Source organism: Streptomyces sp. NPDC101490 (assembly GCF_044767145.1).
GTDB lineage: Bacteria > Actinomycetota > Actinomycetes > Streptomycetales > Streptomycetaceae > Streptomyces.
In genome coordinates, this window is the sequence record NZ_JBIWNI010000016.1 from 65,762 (window position 1) to 79,848 (window position 14,087).

At 74.4% G+C, this 14,087-nt stretch carries 12 protein-coding genes; 5 read left to right on the forward strand and 7 right to left on the reverse strand.

The genetic code is table 11. The features are described 5' to 3' along the window. Positions 1-121: 121 nt before the first annotated feature. Entirely contained in the window at positions 122-1,759 is a 1,638-nt protein-coding gene (locus ACIRQY_RS25145; RefSeq protein WP_403929476.1) for an acyl-CoA dehydrogenase family protein, read from the reverse strand. A 17-nt stretch (positions 1,760-1,776) separates the two neighbouring features. Between ACIRQY_RS25145 and ACIRQY_RS25150 the strand changes: the two genes are divergently transcribed. Further along, the gene (locus tag ACIRQY_RS25150) at positions 1,777-2,901 is read left to right on the forward strand and encodes a YihY/virulence factor BrkB family protein (RefSeq protein ID WP_351790029.1); all 1,125 of its coding nucleotides are present in this window, start codon (positions 1,777-1,779) and stop codon (positions 2,899-2,901) included. A gap of 18 nt (positions 2,902-2,919) precedes the next feature. Here the strand turns inward: ACIRQY_RS25150 and ACIRQY_RS25155 are convergent, their stop codons facing one another. Together ACIRQY_RS25155 and ACIRQY_RS25160 are read right to left on the reverse strand one after the other, a co-directional pair. Continuing rightward, on the reverse strand, positions 2,920-3,618 hold the full coding sequence (locus ACIRQY_RS25155; RefSeq protein ID WP_403929479.1) for a GPP34 family phosphoprotein: 699 nt from the start codon (positions 3,616-3,618) through the stop codon (positions 2,920-2,922). A gap of 198 nt (positions 3,619-3,816) precedes the next feature. Beyond that, positions 3,817-4,941: a serine hydrolase domain-containing protein gene (locus tag ACIRQY_RS25160; protein WP_403929482.1), complete on the reverse strand. Its 1,125-nt coding sequence runs from the start codon at positions 4,939-4,941 to the stop codon at positions 3,817-3,819. A gap of 101 nt (positions 4,942-5,042) precedes the next feature. Here ACIRQY_RS25160 and ACIRQY_RS25165 point away from each other — a divergent pair, with 101 nt between their 5' ends. Then, positions 5,043-5,789 carry a helix-turn-helix domain-containing protein gene (locus tag ACIRQY_RS25165; protein ID WP_403929485.1) on the forward strand — a complete coding sequence of 249 codons (747 nt, stop codon included), beginning with the start codon at positions 5,043-5,045 and terminating at the stop codon, positions 5,787-5,789. On the opposite strand, the gene ACIRQY_RS25170 is transcribed toward ACIRQY_RS25165, so the two are convergent. Further along, positions 5,717-6,139, reverse strand: a complete 423-nt coding sequence (locus tag ACIRQY_RS25170) for a VOC family protein (RefSeq protein ID WP_351790017.1) — start codon at positions 6,137-6,139, stop codon at positions 5,717-5,719. The genes ACIRQY_RS25165 and ACIRQY_RS25170 overlap by 73 nt on opposite strands. A 100-nt stretch (positions 6,140-6,239) precedes the next feature. On the opposite strand from ACIRQY_RS25170, the gene ACIRQY_RS25175 reads away from it, so the two are divergent. The 3 genes from ACIRQY_RS25175 to ACIRQY_RS25185 all read left to right on the forward strand — a co-directional run bounded on the left by ACIRQY_RS25175 (position 6,240) and on the right by ACIRQY_RS25185 (position 10,533). Continuing rightward, positions 6,240-7,343: a hypothetical protein gene (locus ACIRQY_RS25175; protein WP_403929487.1), complete on the forward strand. Its 1,104-nt coding sequence runs from the start codon at positions 6,240-6,242 to the stop codon at positions 7,341-7,343. Between the two features lie 265 nt (positions 7,344-7,608). Continuing rightward, a complete protein-coding gene (rsgA, locus tag ACIRQY_RS25180) occupies positions 7,609-8,736 on the forward strand; it encodes a ribosome small subunit-dependent GTPase A (RefSeq protein WP_403929490.1) in 1,128 nt (375 codons plus the stop codon). 342 nt (positions 8,737-9,078) lie between these two features. Then, positions 9,079-10,533, forward strand: a complete 1,455-nt coding sequence (locus ACIRQY_RS25185; protein WP_403929493.1) for a DNA-3-methyladenine glycosylase 2 family protein — start codon at positions 9,079-9,081, stop codon at positions 10,531-10,533. Positions 10,534-10,633: 100 nt separating this feature from the next. Here ACIRQY_RS25185 and ACIRQY_RS25190 read toward each other — a convergent pair whose 3' ends face one another. The 3 genes from ACIRQY_RS25190 to ACIRQY_RS25200 form a co-directional block, all read right to left on the reverse strand. After that, a complete protein-coding gene (locus tag ACIRQY_RS25190; protein WP_403929496.1) occupies positions 10,634-12,100 on the reverse strand; it encodes an acyltransferase family protein in 1,467 nt (488 codons plus the stop codon). Positions 12,101-12,179: 79 nt separating this feature from the next. Beyond that, complete coding sequence (locus ACIRQY_RS25195; RefSeq protein WP_403929498.1) at positions 12,180-12,995, reverse strand: SGNH/GDSL hydrolase family protein; 816 nt, start codon at positions 12,993-12,995, stop codon at positions 12,180-12,182. A gap of 164 nt (positions 12,996-13,159) precedes the next feature. Next, entirely contained in the window at positions 13,160-13,972 is an 813-nt protein-coding gene (locus tag ACIRQY_RS25200) for a polysaccharide deacetylase family protein (RefSeq protein WP_403929501.1), read from the reverse strand. Between the last annotated feature and the right edge of the window lie 115 nt (positions 13,973-14,087).

A 14,087-nucleotide genomic window follows, 5' to 3' on the forward strand; every position in this document is an offset into this window, starting at 1 on the left:
GCACGACCGTCGGACAGCGCCTGAGCCCCACCGCGCCACCCGGCCCACATCGCCCGGCCCCGCCTCGTAGCGCGACACCGGACCGCCGCCCAGGCTCCCGCCCCCTGCGGGCCCGGCTCCCTCAGGCCTCCACCCGGGCCCGGTCCACCAGGCTCCGCAGGTCCAGGGTGTGCGGCAGGGTGCCGAAGGCCCCGCCGCCGTCCCCGCCCAGCCGCGCCGCGCAGAACGCGTCCGCGACCTCCGGCGGGGCCCAGCGCACCAGCAACGCCCCCTGGAGGACCAGCGCCAGCCGCTCCGCGAGCCGCCGGGCCCGCGCCTCGACCCCGTCCAGGTCCGCCAGCTCCCCCAGGAGTTCCCGGATCGCCCGGTCGAGGCGGTGGTCCGCGCCGCGCGCCGCCCCCACCTCCCGCAGCAGCGCGTCCAGGGCGGCGGGCTCGGTCCGCAGCGCCCGGACCACGTCGAGGGCCTGTACGTTCCCCGAGCCCTCCCACACCGAGTTGACCGGCGACTCCCGCAGCAGCCGGGGCATCCCGGACTCCTCCACGTAGCCGTTGCCGCCCAGGCACTCCAGGGCCTCCGCCACCAACGGCGTACACCGCTTGGTCACCCAGTACTTCGCCGCGGGCACCGCGATCCGCAACAGCGCCCGCTCCCGCTCCGTACCGGCGTCGTACGCGGCGGCGAGCCGCATCCCCAGGACGGTCGCCGCCTCCGACTCCAGTGCCAGATCGGCCAGCACGTTCCGCATCAGCGGCTTGTCGACGAGCAGCCCGCCGAACGCGCGGCGGTGCGCGCAGTGGTGGACGGCCCGCGTCACCGCCTGCCGCATCAGCGCCGCCGAACCGAGGACGCAGTCGAGCCGGGTCGCCGCCACCGCCCCCATGACGGTGCGCAGTCCGCGCCCCTCCTCGCCGACCCGGCGCGCCCATGTCGTGCCGTCGAACTCCACCTCGGCGGAGGCGTTCGAACGGTTGCCCAGCTTGTCCTTCAGCCGCTGGAGCGCGAAGGCGTTCCGCGAACCGTCCGCGAGCACCCGGGGCACCAGGAAGCAGGTCAGCCCCTCCGGTGCCTGGGCGAGCACCAGGAACCCGTCCGACATCGGCGCCGAGCAGAACCACTTGTGCCCCGTCAGGACGTACTCCCCGTCGGACGCCAGCGGGCGCGCCTCCGTCGTGTTCGTCCGGACGTCGCTGCCACCCTGCTTCTCCGTCATGGCCATCCCGAGCAGGACCCCGGACTTCTCCGCGACCGGCCGCAGCTCCCGCTCGTAGACGGAGGAGAGCGCCGCGGGCTCCCACACCTCGGCGAGTTCCGGTTCGGCGCGCAGCGCGGGCACGGCGGCGTGCGTCATCGACAGCGGACAGCCGTGCCCCGCCTCCGCCTGGGACACCACCAGGAACCCGGCGGCCCGCCGGACATGACCACCCGGACGGCCCCACGCGTTGGTCAGGCCCGCCCCCACCGAACGGCCCAGGAGCCGGTGCCAGGCCGGATCGAACTCGACCTCGTCGATCCGGTGCCCGTACCGGTCGTGGGTCCGCAGCCGGGGCGGGTTCGCGTTCGCCCGCTCGCCCCACTCCCGCACCTGCTCCGATCCGGTAGCCACGCCCAGCGCGGTGAGCTCCTCACGGGCCTCCGGGAGGAGTTCGGGGGCGAGGTGCCGTTCGACCGCCTCCGCCAGCGCCCGGTCGCTCGTGAAGACGTCGTGTCCCACCAGGGGAGGGGGCTGGTTGGTCACGGTGTGGGTGCTCGGTGCCATGCCGATACGGTAAGCAGGTGCAGGCAGCAAGCGAAACACCCGAACGGCCCGAGCGGCGGCCCTGGAGCAGGCTCCACCGCGCGCGTGTCCTCTACCGCAACGTCTCGAAGCGGAAGATGGCCTGGCTGCTCCTCAAGGACACCGTGAACTCGTGCATCGAGTACCGCATCCTCGGGCTCGCGGCCGAGGCCGCGTTCTTCACGCTGCTGTCCCTGCCACCCCTGCTGCTCGGTCTGATCGCCGTCCTCGGCTACGTCGACGGCTGGACCAACACGGACACCGTCGCCAGCATCCGGGAGAACATCCTCCACGCGGCCGGGACGGTCCTCTCCGACCGGGGCGTCCGCGACATCGCCGAACCCCTCCTCGACGACGTCACCCAGGGCAAACGGCCCGACCTGATCTCCCTGGGCTTCGCCATCGCCCTCTGGTCGGGCTCCCGCGCGGTGAACGTCTTCATCGACACCATCACCGTCATGTACGGCCTCGACGGGCACCGGGGCATCGTCAAGACCCGGCTGCTCGCCCTGCTCCTGTACATCGTGGCGCTGCTCATCGGAGCTGTCGTCCTGCCCCTCGCGGTCGTCGGCCCCGACCGGGTGGTGGCGCTGTTCCCCTGGGGCACGGAGGTCGTCTCCGTCCTCTACTGGCCGGCCGTCATCCTGCTCTCCATCGCCTTCCTCACCACGCTCTACCACGTGTCCGTGCCGGTGCGGTCGCCGTGGATCGAGGACATCCCCGGCTCGCTCGTCGCGCTCGGGATGTGGGTGCTGGGGAGCTTCGTGCTGCGGATCTACCTCACCAGCCAGGTCGAGGGCCCCACGATCTACGGCTCGCTCGCCGCCCCCATCGCGGTCCTCCTCTGGATCGGCATCTCGGCCTTCGCCGTCCTCGTCGGCGCCGCCGTGAACGCCGCCATCGACCGTGTCTGGCCGTCCGTCGCCACCGCCGCCGCCCGCGAGGCGAACGAGCGGGCCCGCGCCGTCCAGGCGGCGGAACTCGTCGCCCGGGTGCGGGCGGAGGCGGAGGACGTGGACGAGGACGACCCGGACATGCCGTCCGAGTTCCCGGAGCGCTGGTCCCGGTTCCTCCCCCCGGACGACGTCAAGTCCCGGCTGCACTCCGGCCGCGAGAAGGACTGACCGGCCCGGGGGCCGGGCTCAGACTCCGCGCCACAGATTGGCGAAGGCGGAGCCCTCGATGGCCCGCCGCTGGCGTACGGCCTCCAGTTCCATCACCGCGTCGTGGACGCGGGCCACCACGGCGGTGACCGCGTCGTCCCCGAGGTCGGGCCCACTGTCGACGGGCCCGCCGTCGTCGGCTCCGGTGCCGTCGCCGTCCCGGTCGTCCCCGCCGGTGCCCACGCCCGTACCGTCGTCGGGCTCCTCAGGGAATCCGTCGCTCCCGCCGATGCCCACGGCCGAGGAGAGGGCGGCCAGTACGGGTTCCCCCTCCCGTCTGCGGTCGGCGGCCCGCACGCGCGCGGGCGTGTCGGCCGGTTCGACGTGTCCCGCGCCGAAGGGCGACCGGCGGTCGCGCTTCCGGATCAGCTCACCGCCCGCCTCCAGCGCCTCCTGGTACGTGGCCGAGAGGCCCCGGCCCCGGCGCCACAGCCAGTCCTCGATCGGCTCGGGGGGCGCCTCCCGGTCGACCTCCGCCACGGCCCGGCGAAGGAGCGGATCGTCCGGCGCCCAGGCCCCGCCCGGCACGACGCGGTCGCCGTCCACGGTCACCGCCCCCGCCCCGATGAGATCGATCAGCTCGGCTCCCGCGAGCGCGAGCGACAGATCGCCCTGCCCCACGGAACGCCCGGGCTCCGGCTCCATGGCGCTCAGGAACAGGTCTTTCGCCGTGGTCATGGAACGGCTCCCCTCACAAGGCTTCCGACGACGACGCCCCCACCGGCACGACCCCCTCCGGAGCGGTTTCGGCGCTGGGGCGGTTCTCCCGCCCAGTATCCCCCTCGCCCGCCCCTAAGGCCGGGCAGGAGGGGGACCGGCGGGGGCACCCCGACCCGATCCGCTCCCGGACCTGACGAACTGCCCCCGAGGTGCCGCTCAGCGGCAGAACTCGGCCTCCATGAGCCGCCGCTCGCCCACGACCCAGTCGGCGTTGGTGTGGAAGGCCGCCACGTGCCGTCCGTCGCGGGTGGTCAGCGCCACCGTCGACGAACCGTGGATGCCGCCGTCGTGACCCCAGAGCGTGACCCCGCAGCTCAGCTTCGCGGTGCCGATGCCGAGCCCGGGGCCGCCGGTGGCGGGGACCATCTCGGCCATCTCCGCCCGGGGCAGCAGCTTCCCGCGCATCAGGGCCGCGTAGAAGCGGGTCAGGTCGGCGGTCGTGGAGATCATCTCCCCGGCCGCACCGCCCCAGGAGGGGTTCAGCTCGGTGGTCTCCAGCGGAGTCGGGCTGCCGCCGAACAGCGTGGAGTAGCCGAGCGCGTGCGGCCGGGGCATACCGGCCGAGGTGCCGGGCAGGCTCGTCCCGGAGAGACCGAGGGGCCGGACGATCCGCCGCTCGATCTCCCACCCGTACGGACGGCCGGTGACCTTCTCGATGATCATCCCGGCGAGGATGTAGTTGGTGTTGGAGTACGAGACCTTCTCGCCCGGCTCGAAGAGCCGGGGGTGGGAGACCGCGATCCGCACCAGGTCCTCGGGCCGGTAGGTGTCGTAGCGGTGCGCCAGGAAGGCGGGCGAGGCCAGCCGCTCGATCATCAGCGGGTCCTCGTCGTACGAGAACAGCCCGCTGCGGTGCCCGAGCAGCTGCCGGACCGTGATCACCGGGCTGTGCGTCCCGTCGGGCGGCACCACGCCGGGCAGCCACCTCTCCACGGTGTCGTCCAGGTCGAGTCTTCCCTCCGCCTGGAGCTGGAGGACCACCGTCGCGGTGAAGGTCTTCGTCACGCTCCCGATCCGGAACCGCTCCCGGGCCGACCGCGCCCGCCCGGTCGAGGTGTCCGCCACGCCGACGGCCGCCGACCAGTCGCCGTCGCCCTCCCGGACCCCCGCTATCGTCCCGGGCAGCCCCTCGTCCCGTACGAGCTCCGCCATCGCGGCCCGGGTCGCACCGTGCCTCCCGTCCCCACCGGCCGCCGAGGCCGCCGTCACCGTGCCCGCCGTCACCGCGACGACCACCGCCACCACACCGAACCCGCGCCGAAGCGCCCCCTGCCGAGCCATACCGACCTCCACGGTCCAGATCCGCTCGTCCCCCGGGTCCGCACGTTCCAACGGCCTTCGTCCCGGGGGAGTTCCCGGCTCCGACGGCCTACGCTGGAGGGGTGTACGAGGAACGCCCCGCCCTGCTCGACGGTGCCGTCCTGTGGAGCCGTACCGCCGTCCCCGACGAGGGACCGGTCCGGGCCGTGCTGCCCGACGGATGCATGGACCTGATCTGGGCCGACGGGCACCTCATGGTCGCCGGACCCGACACCCGCGCGCACGTGCCCGGCGAGACCGCCGCCCGGTACGCCGGAATCCGCTTCGCGCCCGGTGACGCGCCCCGCTTCCTCGGCGTCCCCGCCCGTGAACTGCGCGACCGCAGGATCGACCTCGGCGCGCTGTGGGGCGGGGCCGAGGCCCGACGGCTCGGCGAACGGATCACCGCCGCCCCGGACCCGGCGACCGCCCTCGACGCGCTGGTACGGGTCCGGGCCGCCGACGCCCCCGCCCCCGACCCGCTGCTGCGCGCCGTCGTCGCACGGCTCGGCGCGGGGCGTGCCGTCGCCGAGACGGCCGACGAGGTCGGGCTCGGCGCACGGCAGCTCCACCGGCGCTCCCTGGACGCCTTCGGCTACGGCCCCAAGACGCTCGCCCGGGTGCTCCGTCTCCAGCGGGCGCTGGCCCTGGTCCGCGCCGGAGTGCCGTACGCCGAGGCGGCGGTCCGCGCGGGCTGCGCGGACCAGGCCCATCTGGCCCGCGAGACCCGGGCCCTCGCGGGGACCACCCTCGGCGCCTACGCGGCCTCGCTGCCGGAGTCCGCGAAGAGCGACACGCCCGACCCGTCCGGGTCGAGCACCACGGCGTAACGCTGGCCCCAGACGGCGTCCCAGGGCTTCAGATGCCCCTGGTACCCGGCGGCCGTCAGCTCCGCGTAGACCGCGTCCACGTCCTCGGGCGTGGCGCAGCGGAAGGCCAGTTCGACGCGGTTCCCGCCGACGGGCCGCGTCCAGCCCGGGTCGAAGGACCGCACGGTCTCCTCGGTGTCCCAGGCGATCCGCAGCCCGCCGGGCAGTACGGCCTCGACGTGCGGCGCCCCCTCGCTCCCTTCGGGCAGCTCGATCCCGAGCCGCCGGTAGAAACCGAGCGAGGCCCCCATGTCCGAGACGACGACACCGACGAGGTCCAGCTGAGGGGTGATGCGGGGTGCTGTGTTCATGAGGGAAACGTAGATGACCGAACCGGAACGGGTCTTGAACGAATCGGACGTGGGCGGACCGGGCCTCCCCGCCGCCCGGCCCACCCACTACGGTCGGCGCATGAACACGCGCGCGTACGCACGGACTTCCTGGCCCTGGGCCGCGGCGGCCGTTCTGCTGTTCTGGCAGACCTGGTTCCTCTGCCATGTGTACGCCACCGAACGCTCGGCCGTCCGCTGGACCTGCGACTCCGACGGCTGCGGGACCGACCAGCTGGCGGGCGGCGCGCTGTTCCTCGCGGCGCCCTCGGCGGTGGGCGCCGTCCTGCTCGCCGCCCCCTTCCTCGGGGCCGCCGGGGCCGCCGGACTCGCCGTGCTCCTGGCCGCCTTCGGGCTCCTCCTGGGCCGCGAGGACGACCATGCCGTGGTCGTCGCCTACGGACTCGTGGCCCTCGGCGCCCTCCTGCTCCTCGCGGGCACCACGCCGGGCCTGCGCCCCATGAACCCCGATCGCTACCAGGAGCTGTATCCGGAACTCGCGCCGGAGGGCGACGGGGAACCGGGCGGCGGCCCGGCCCCGGAGGGCGACCGGCCCACCGCCACGGAGCCGCTCGCGCGGCCCGGGACCTACCGCGTCCCCCTCGGCGACCTGCTGCGCCTCGCCCTCAGCTTTGGCACCCTCGCCGTGGCCGTCCCCGGTGCCGTCGCCGTCACCGCCCTCGCGCACGGGGCGCTCCAGGGCCCGCGCTGGCTGATGATGCTGGGCCTGAACGCCACCTACGCCCTCCTCATCCACCTCGCCCGGCTGCGTCTGCGGCACCGGCCGGGCACGGCCCAGGGCCCCGTGGACCCGGGACGGGCCGCGCACGCGCCCGCGTGGCTCCATTCGGTCCGCGCCCGGGGCGCGGCGCTCGTCTTCGACCTCACGGTGCTGCCGGATGCCGGACCCCCGTACCGGATCGAGGTCGAGAACCTGCTGGATCCCCAGGACGCCCGCACCCACCGCGCGGCCGTCGTCCGCCACGAACCGCGCCGCCCCTGGCGGGTGGAACTGCCGGGACACCCCCCGGCCGACGCCCTGGCCCGCGCCCGCGCCACGGCCGTCCGTACCGGGGAAGCGGCACCACCCGCCCCGAGACTCCGCGTCCCGCCCCCCGGCACCCTGGCCGTCCCGATGACGCTGCTCCTCACGGCGGCACTGATGGTCCTGCTCGCGGTGGTCTGAGAAAAACCCTTGGCGTACGGAGGAACGGTCCGGCTACCGTGTTCGCGTACGACCTCGCGGCACGGGATCCCGTGCGGCGCCGCCGTACGGACGCGTGGAGGAACCGCGCGCGGAAACAGAGACACAGGAGGTGTGACAGATGGCTGTCGTCGCCACGAAGGGCCTCGCCCTCACGCAGAAGCTCGTCCACTCCACCTCCGTGGCCACCGGCTGACCTCACTGTTCAGACACGCAGCGCCGGGGCCGCCCCTGTGAAGGGTCCCCCTTGTCTTTCCCGCTCTCCCACCGTTCCTCCTCCCTCTTCTCCTCCTTCTCCTCCGCCGTGCTCGACGCCCACGGCTGGGACTCCGGCTGGGCCGAGTCCTTCGCCCCGTACGCCGCTCAGGGACTCGTCCCCGGGCGGGTCGTGCGCGTCGACCGGGGGCAGTGCGACGTCGCCACCGCCGACGGGACCGTCCGCGCCGACACCGCGTTCGTGACCCCGCACGATCCGCTCCGGGTCGTCTGCACCGGCGACTGGGCCGCCGTCGATCCCGAAGGCGGCGACCCCCGGTACGTACGGGCGTGCCTGCCGCGCCGTACGGCCTTCGCGCGGTCCACGTCCTCCAAGCGGTCCGAGGGACAGATCCTCGCGGCCAACGTCGACCACGCGGTCATCGCCGTCTCCCTCGCCGTCGACCTCGACCTCGGCCGCATCGAACGCTTCCTCGCCCTGGCCTGGGAGTCCGGCGCCCAGCCGATCGTGGTCCTCAGCAAGGCGGACCTCGTCCCCGACCCCACCGGGCTCTCCTACCTCGTCGAGGACGTCGAGACGGTCGCCCCCGGTGTCCAGGTGCTGCCCCTCAGCTCCGCCACCGGCGAAGGGGTCGACGTGCTGTCCGGCGTCGTCGCGGGCGGGACGACCGTGCTCCTCGGCGTCTCCGGCGCCGGGAAGTCCACGCTGGCCAACGCCCTCGTCGGCCAGGACGTCATGGCCGTCCAGGCGGCCCGTGACATCGACGGCAAGGGCCGTCACACCACCACCACCCGGAACCTCTTCGTGCTGCCCGGCGGGGGAGTCCTCATCGACACCCCCGGACTGCGCGGCGTCGGGCTCTGGGACGCCGAGACCGGTGTCGGCCAGGTCTTCTCGGAGATCGAGGAGCTGGCCCGTGCGTGCCGTTTCCACGACTGCGCCCACGAGTCCGAGCCGGGCTGCGCCGTCGCGGCGGCGATCGAGGACGGCTCGCTGCCCGTGCGCCGGTTCGACAGCTACCGCAAGCTCCTCCGGGAGAACCAGCGGCTCGTCGCCAAGACCGACGCCCGCCTGCGCACCGAGATCCTCAAGGACTGGAAGCGCAAGGGCGCGGAGGGCCGCCAGGCGATGGAACTGAAGCGCGGACGCGTCCGGTAGGGCGGGACGCGGCCGGGTCGGGGCGCGTGTGCCGGGGGTCGGGTCCGTGCCAGTGCCGTGCCGGTGCCGGTGCGCGGGCGGGTGCCGGACGGGCCGGGACAGGGCCCGCGCGGTACGGGCCGCCGGGCGCGGCCGTTCCTCGGCCCGCCCGGGTGATGGGTCTGGCCCGGTCCGGTCTGCCCTGGACCGGTCCGGTCCGTCCGACCGGGCCGGGGTTCCGGCTGAGCGCGGCGAGCGGAGGCCGGGCGGCCCCCGCTCCCGGCCCGCCGCTCCCCGCCGCCCGGCAGCGTCACGTCCGAAAACCGCGAGCCGCGCCCCGCGTACGGCCGCACACTGGGAGACGTGACCGACGACGACACCCGCTACCAGGCGGTCAGCAGCAGGGACGCACGCTTCGACGGAGAGTTCTTCTTCGCCGTACGGACCACCGGGATCTACTGCCGTCCCAGCTGCCCCGCCGTCACCCCCAAGCGGCGGAACGTGGCCTTCTTCCCGACGGCCGCCGCCGCCCAGGGCCACGGCTTCCGGGCCTGCCGCCGCTGCCGCCCGGACGCCGTGCCCGGCTCCGCCGCCTGGGACGTCCGGGCCGATGTCGTCGGCCGTGCCATGCGCATGATCGGCGACGGGGTCGTCGACCGGGAGGGCGTGCCCGGTCTCGCCGGACGCCTCGGCTACAGCACCCGGCAGGTACAGCGCCAGCTCACCGCCGAAGTGGGCGCGGGTCCCGTGGCGCTCGCCCGCGCCCAGCGGGCGCACACCGCACGGCTGCTGCTCCAGACGACCGGGCTCCCGGTGACCGAGATCGCGTTCGCGGCCGGGTTCGCCAGCGTCCGCCAGTTCAACGAGACGATCCGCACCGTCTACGCCCGCACCCCCACCGACCTGCGCGCCGAGGCGGGCAGCGGGGCCGGGGCACGGACCGCGCTCGCCGCCGGGGTGCCGCTGCGGCTGGCCCACCGGGGGCCGTACGCCGCCGACGAGGTCTTCGACCTGCTCGCCGCCGAGGCCGTGCCCCGGGTGGAGGAGGTCGTCGGTGCCCCCGGGCGCCGTACCTACCGGCGCACCCTGCGACTGCCCTACGGCACCGGGGTGGTGTCCGTGGACGAACGGTCCGCCGGGCACTGGCTGGACGCCCGGATCCATCTGACCGAACTGCGCGACCTCACCACCGCCGTGCACCGGCTGCGCCGCCTCTTCGACCTGGACGCCGACCCGTACGCGGTCGCCGAGCGTCTCGGCGCCGTCCCGGGACTGGCCGCCGAGGTCGCCGCCAGGCCCGGCGTCCGCTCCCCGGGGACGGCCGAACCGGAGGAGTTCGCACTGCGGACGGTCCTCGGCGCGGCGGAGTCGGCCCGGGTCGTCGAGGCGTACGGTACGCCGCTGGCCACCGGCTGCGGCACCCTCACCCATGTGTTCCCGGAGCCCCGGGCACTGACCGGGCACCCCGTCGCGGGTCCGCTGGCCCGCGCGCTCGCCGACGGCGACGTCCGGCTCGACCCCGGCGCCGACCGCGACGAGGCCGAGCGCGCCCTGCGGTCCGTCCCGGGCGTCGATGCCGGGGCCGCCGCCCTCATCCGGATGCGAGCACTCGGCGACCCGGACGTCTCCCTGCCGGACCACCCGAATCCGGACCACCCGGAACCGGGCCGATCGGAAGCGGGCTATTCGAATCCGGACCGTCCGGAACCGGGGACCCCGGAGCCGGACCCCTCGGGGACGGACGCCTGGCGCCCCTGGCGGTCCTACGCGACGCGGTACCTCGACCGTGCCGCGCCGCTGGCGGGCTCACACCCGTAGCGGACGCGCCCCTTACGGGTCGGCCCCCACCCGGGTCGAACTCCCCGTAAGGGCCGGACAGCCCACCCGGGTCGCGTCACCCCTGAGGGTCGCGTCACCCCTACGGGCCCGGACTCATGGGCGCGCCCGGCGCAGGAGCGGCGCTCCGGGACGATCCCGTGGCGGCGGAGCCGTCGGCGCTGAGGCGGGTGATGTCCACGGTGCCCGCGCCGAGCTGCGGCCGGGGGAGGAAGGCCCACAGGGCGAGGAGCGCGGCGAGCGTGCCCAGCAGGGCCACCGCGCCGGTACGGCCGTATGCCCAGGGCGCGCGGAAGCGGACGGGGTCCTCGACCAGGAGCTTGGAGAGGAGGGCGGCGGCGAGGGAGACGGCCAGGAGCACGACGGTCCGGCTCCAGCCCGTCAGGCCCAGCCGCTCCTCGTCCAGCAGCAGGAACACCGGCCAGTGCCACAGGTAGAGGCTGTACGAGAGCAGACCGAGGCCACGCAGCGGCGGTACGGAGAGGACGCGGGCGACCACTCCTCGCCGGATGCGGGCGACCGCGCCGTGCCGAGCGTGGGCGATTGCGCCGTGTGGAGCGTGGACGTCCGCACTGTCTGGATCGTGGGCGTCCGTGCCGTGCGGAGTGTGACCGGCTCCGTCGCGAGGGGCGTGGGCCACGCAGGCGATCAGCAGGGCCGCCGCCAGGGCGTGCAGGAAGAGTCCGCCCTGGAAGAGCCAGGGTGAGCCCTGTCCGTCGGCGGTCAGCCAGTACGCCGTGATGGCGGCGGCCAGGGCAGCGGCCCACCGTGTCCTGGCCCGTTCCCCGAACCGGCGGACGAGCCGGGAGGCGGGCTCCGTCGCCGCCAGCGCGCCCAGGAGCAGGGAGAAGGCGCGCGTGTCGGTGCCTTCGTAGACCCGTGTCGTGTCGACCGGATCGACGAGCGTGATCATGAGGGCGAGGGAGAGCAGCGCTCCGGCCGTGGCCGCCACGGCGACGAGCCGCTCGCTCCCGCCGGGACGGCCGACGCGGACGAGCAGGGCGACCAGCAGGGGCCAGACGACGTAGAACTGTTCCTCGACGGCGATGCTCCACAGATGGCTGAACACCTGGGTGCCGGACGCCTGCCAGTAGCCCGTCTGCTCGGCGATGAAGTGCCAGTTGGCGAGGTTGGCGAGCACCCAGGGGGTGTCGTCGAGGGCCTGCCGCCGGAGGGAAGGCGCGCCGAACAGCGTGACCAGGACCAGCGTTCCGGCGATCATGACGGCGAGCGCGGGCACCAGACGGCGGGCCCGTCGCCCCCAGAAGGCGGCGAGGCGGATACGGCCGTCGGCGGCACGCGCCTCCCTGAGGAGCAGTCCGGTGATGAGGAACCCGGACAGGACGAAGAAGAGGTCCACCCCGAGGAAGCCGCCGCCGAAGTGACCGGCGTGGAAGAGCAGGACGCCGAGGACGGCGAGACCGCGCAGTCCTTCCAGGGCCGGGACGTGGCCCGTGCCGGTGACCGGCTCCGCGCCGGGGGCGGGGCGGCCCCGGCGGCGGGAACGGGGCGGGCGGACGGGGGCGGACATGGAGGCCGGCACGGTCATGGGGCTCCTCGGGGGACAGGAGGCACCGGTGGGACCGGCGCCGCCCGCGCGGACGGGGACAGGAGGGGAGGAGAGGGGGTCACGCGCAGCCGAGCGGGCCGTAGACCTTGTCACCGGTCCACGCTCCGGTGGCCCATGTGGCCGGTGCGGCGGGAGCGAAGCCGTACCGCTTGCCGAGTTCCTTGCCGAACCAGCCGGCGAAGGCCGCCGCCCCCTGCTGGCAGGTGTGGATGCCGTCCTTGCTCCGCTGCGCGGCGTCGGCCGCGCTGTCGGAGCCCCACAGGGCGGAGGCGTCGAGGAAGCGGACGGTGTCCGGGTGTTCGTCCGCGATCGCGGCGGCCGATCGAGGAGCCGTCTTGATGGCGGCCGTGTGCGGCTTGTAGAAATCGTCGATCCTGAACGGAGGGGCGGACACGATCAGGAGGTCGGCACCGGCCTTGTTCACGGTCTCGGCCAGCCGTCCGTACGCGGCGCGCTGCTCGGTGACCGTGCCCCAGTCGTAGGTGGTGATCTGGTAGGCGACGACATCGGGCTTGAACGACGCGAGTTCCTTCGTGAGGGTCGCCCAGGTGGGGGCGGCCATCTCCCCGACCACACCGCCGCCGCCCGCACTGGCCATCGAGGCGAAACCGGCACCGCTCGCCTCCATGGCCGCCTTGAGGGCGGGCGCCCCGGCCTCACCGATGGAATCGCCCATCCACAGCAGTCGGTGCGGCTTGGTGTCCTTCGAACCGGGCTCCTTCGCGCCCTTCGGACCGGGCTCCGCGACCGGAGTGCGGCCGTCGGCACGGCCGTCAACGGTTCCGGCGGTGCCACCGGCCGGGCCGCCGCACGCCGCCAGACCGAGAGAGACGACGACTGCGGCAAGGGCGAGGACAGGAGTGTTGATCTTCATGGGTGGTGCGGAACCTTTCGGCACGGAGGAGGAGAGGGAAGAAGTGCGGGGGGGGGAGAGAGAGGGAGGAGGAAAGGGGAGCTGGGAGAGGGGGCGGGAGCAGGGGAGGGGACGGCAATGGGCGGGGCGCCGAGCCCGCGCCGGAAGGTGCGGTCGCGCGCGGTTCAGTCGGCCTTGGGGAAGCTGAACGCGTAGCCCTGCTCGGTGAACCAGGGCAGGAGCTGTTCCAGGGCCCCCATCGACTGGGCCCGGTCGCCACCGCCGTCGTGGAGGAGGACGGTCGGGCCCTTCGTGATCTGCTGCCGTACGGCCCGGACGATCCGGTCGGTACCGGGCCGCTCGTAGTCGCTCGGGTCGACGTTCCAGCCGAGGCTGCGCATTCCGTGGGCGGCGGCTGTCCGGCGGCTCTCCGGGGTGAAGGCGCCGCCGGGAGCCCGGTAGTACCGGAGGGGCGCGCCGCCGGAGGCCCGGTCGATCAGGCGCTTGGCGTCCAGGATCTCCTTCTCCTGGTACGCGACGGGCTGCTTGTCCATCGCGGTGTCATGGCTCATCGAGTGGTCGCACAGACGGTGTCCTTCGGCGACGATCCGCCGGACGAGTTCCGGGTGGGCGGCGGCGTTGGGGCCCGTCACACAGAACACGGCCTTGGCCTTGTGCTGCCGCAGCAGTTCGAGGGCCTTGGGGGTCCAACGGGGGTCGGGACCGTCGTCGAGGGTGATGTTCACCGTCTTCCCGGGCGACTCCGACTCGCGGACGATGGCCGTCTCCACCACCGGACGCGGCAGCCCCGGGCCCGCGTCGAGCGCCCGGTCCCGGGCGGCGGCCCCGCCGGGGTGGGGGCCCGGCGGGCTCTCCCCGAGGAGGCCGAAGGCCACCGCCCCGGTCAGGGCCAGGGCGGCGGCCGCCGCCAGGGTGATCCACCGGGTGCGGCCCGGCCGGGCCCGGTGCGTCCTGTCGTGCTGGGGTGCGTCGCTCATGACGTCGACGGAACCCGACCGCGGGCACGAAGCGGCAGGTCGTCATCGTTTCATCATGAAAAGCGAAACCGGTGGTCATACGCTTCGAGCACCCTGGTCGAAGAACGTCGAAGCA

Coding starts and splice junctions, on each gene's coding strand:
- ACIRQY_RS25200 (WP_403929501.1), bottom strand. CDS start 13,972: ATGAGCGACGCACCCCAGCACGACAGGACGCACCGGGCCCGGCCGGGC.
- ACIRQY_RS25160 (WP_403929482.1), bottom strand. CDS start 4,941: ATGGCTCGGCAGGGGGCGCTTCGGCGCGGGTTCGGTGTGGTGGCGGTG.
- ACIRQY_RS25190 (WP_403929496.1), bottom strand. CDS start 12,100: ATGACCGTGCCGGCCTCCATGTCCGCCCCCGTCCGCCCGCCCCGTTCC.
- ACIRQY_RS25145 (WP_403929476.1), bottom strand. CDS start 1,759: ATGGCACCGAGCACCCACACCGTGACCAACCAGCCCCCTCCCCTGGTG.
- ACIRQY_RS25195 (WP_403929498.1), bottom strand. CDS start 12,995: ATGAAGATCAACACTCCTGTCCTCGCCCTTGCCGCAGTCGTCGTCTCT.
- ACIRQY_RS25175 (WP_403929487.1), top strand. CDS start 6,240: ATGAACACGCGCGCGTACGCACGGACTTCCTGGCCCTGGGCCGCGGCG.
- ACIRQY_RS25155 (WP_403929479.1), bottom strand. CDS start 3,618: ATGACCACGGCGAAAGACCTGTTCCTGAGCGCCATGGAGCCGGAGCCC.
- ACIRQY_RS25170 (WP_351790017.1), bottom strand. CDS start 6,139: ATGAACACAGCACCCCGCATCACCCCTCAGCTGGACCTCGTCGGTGTC.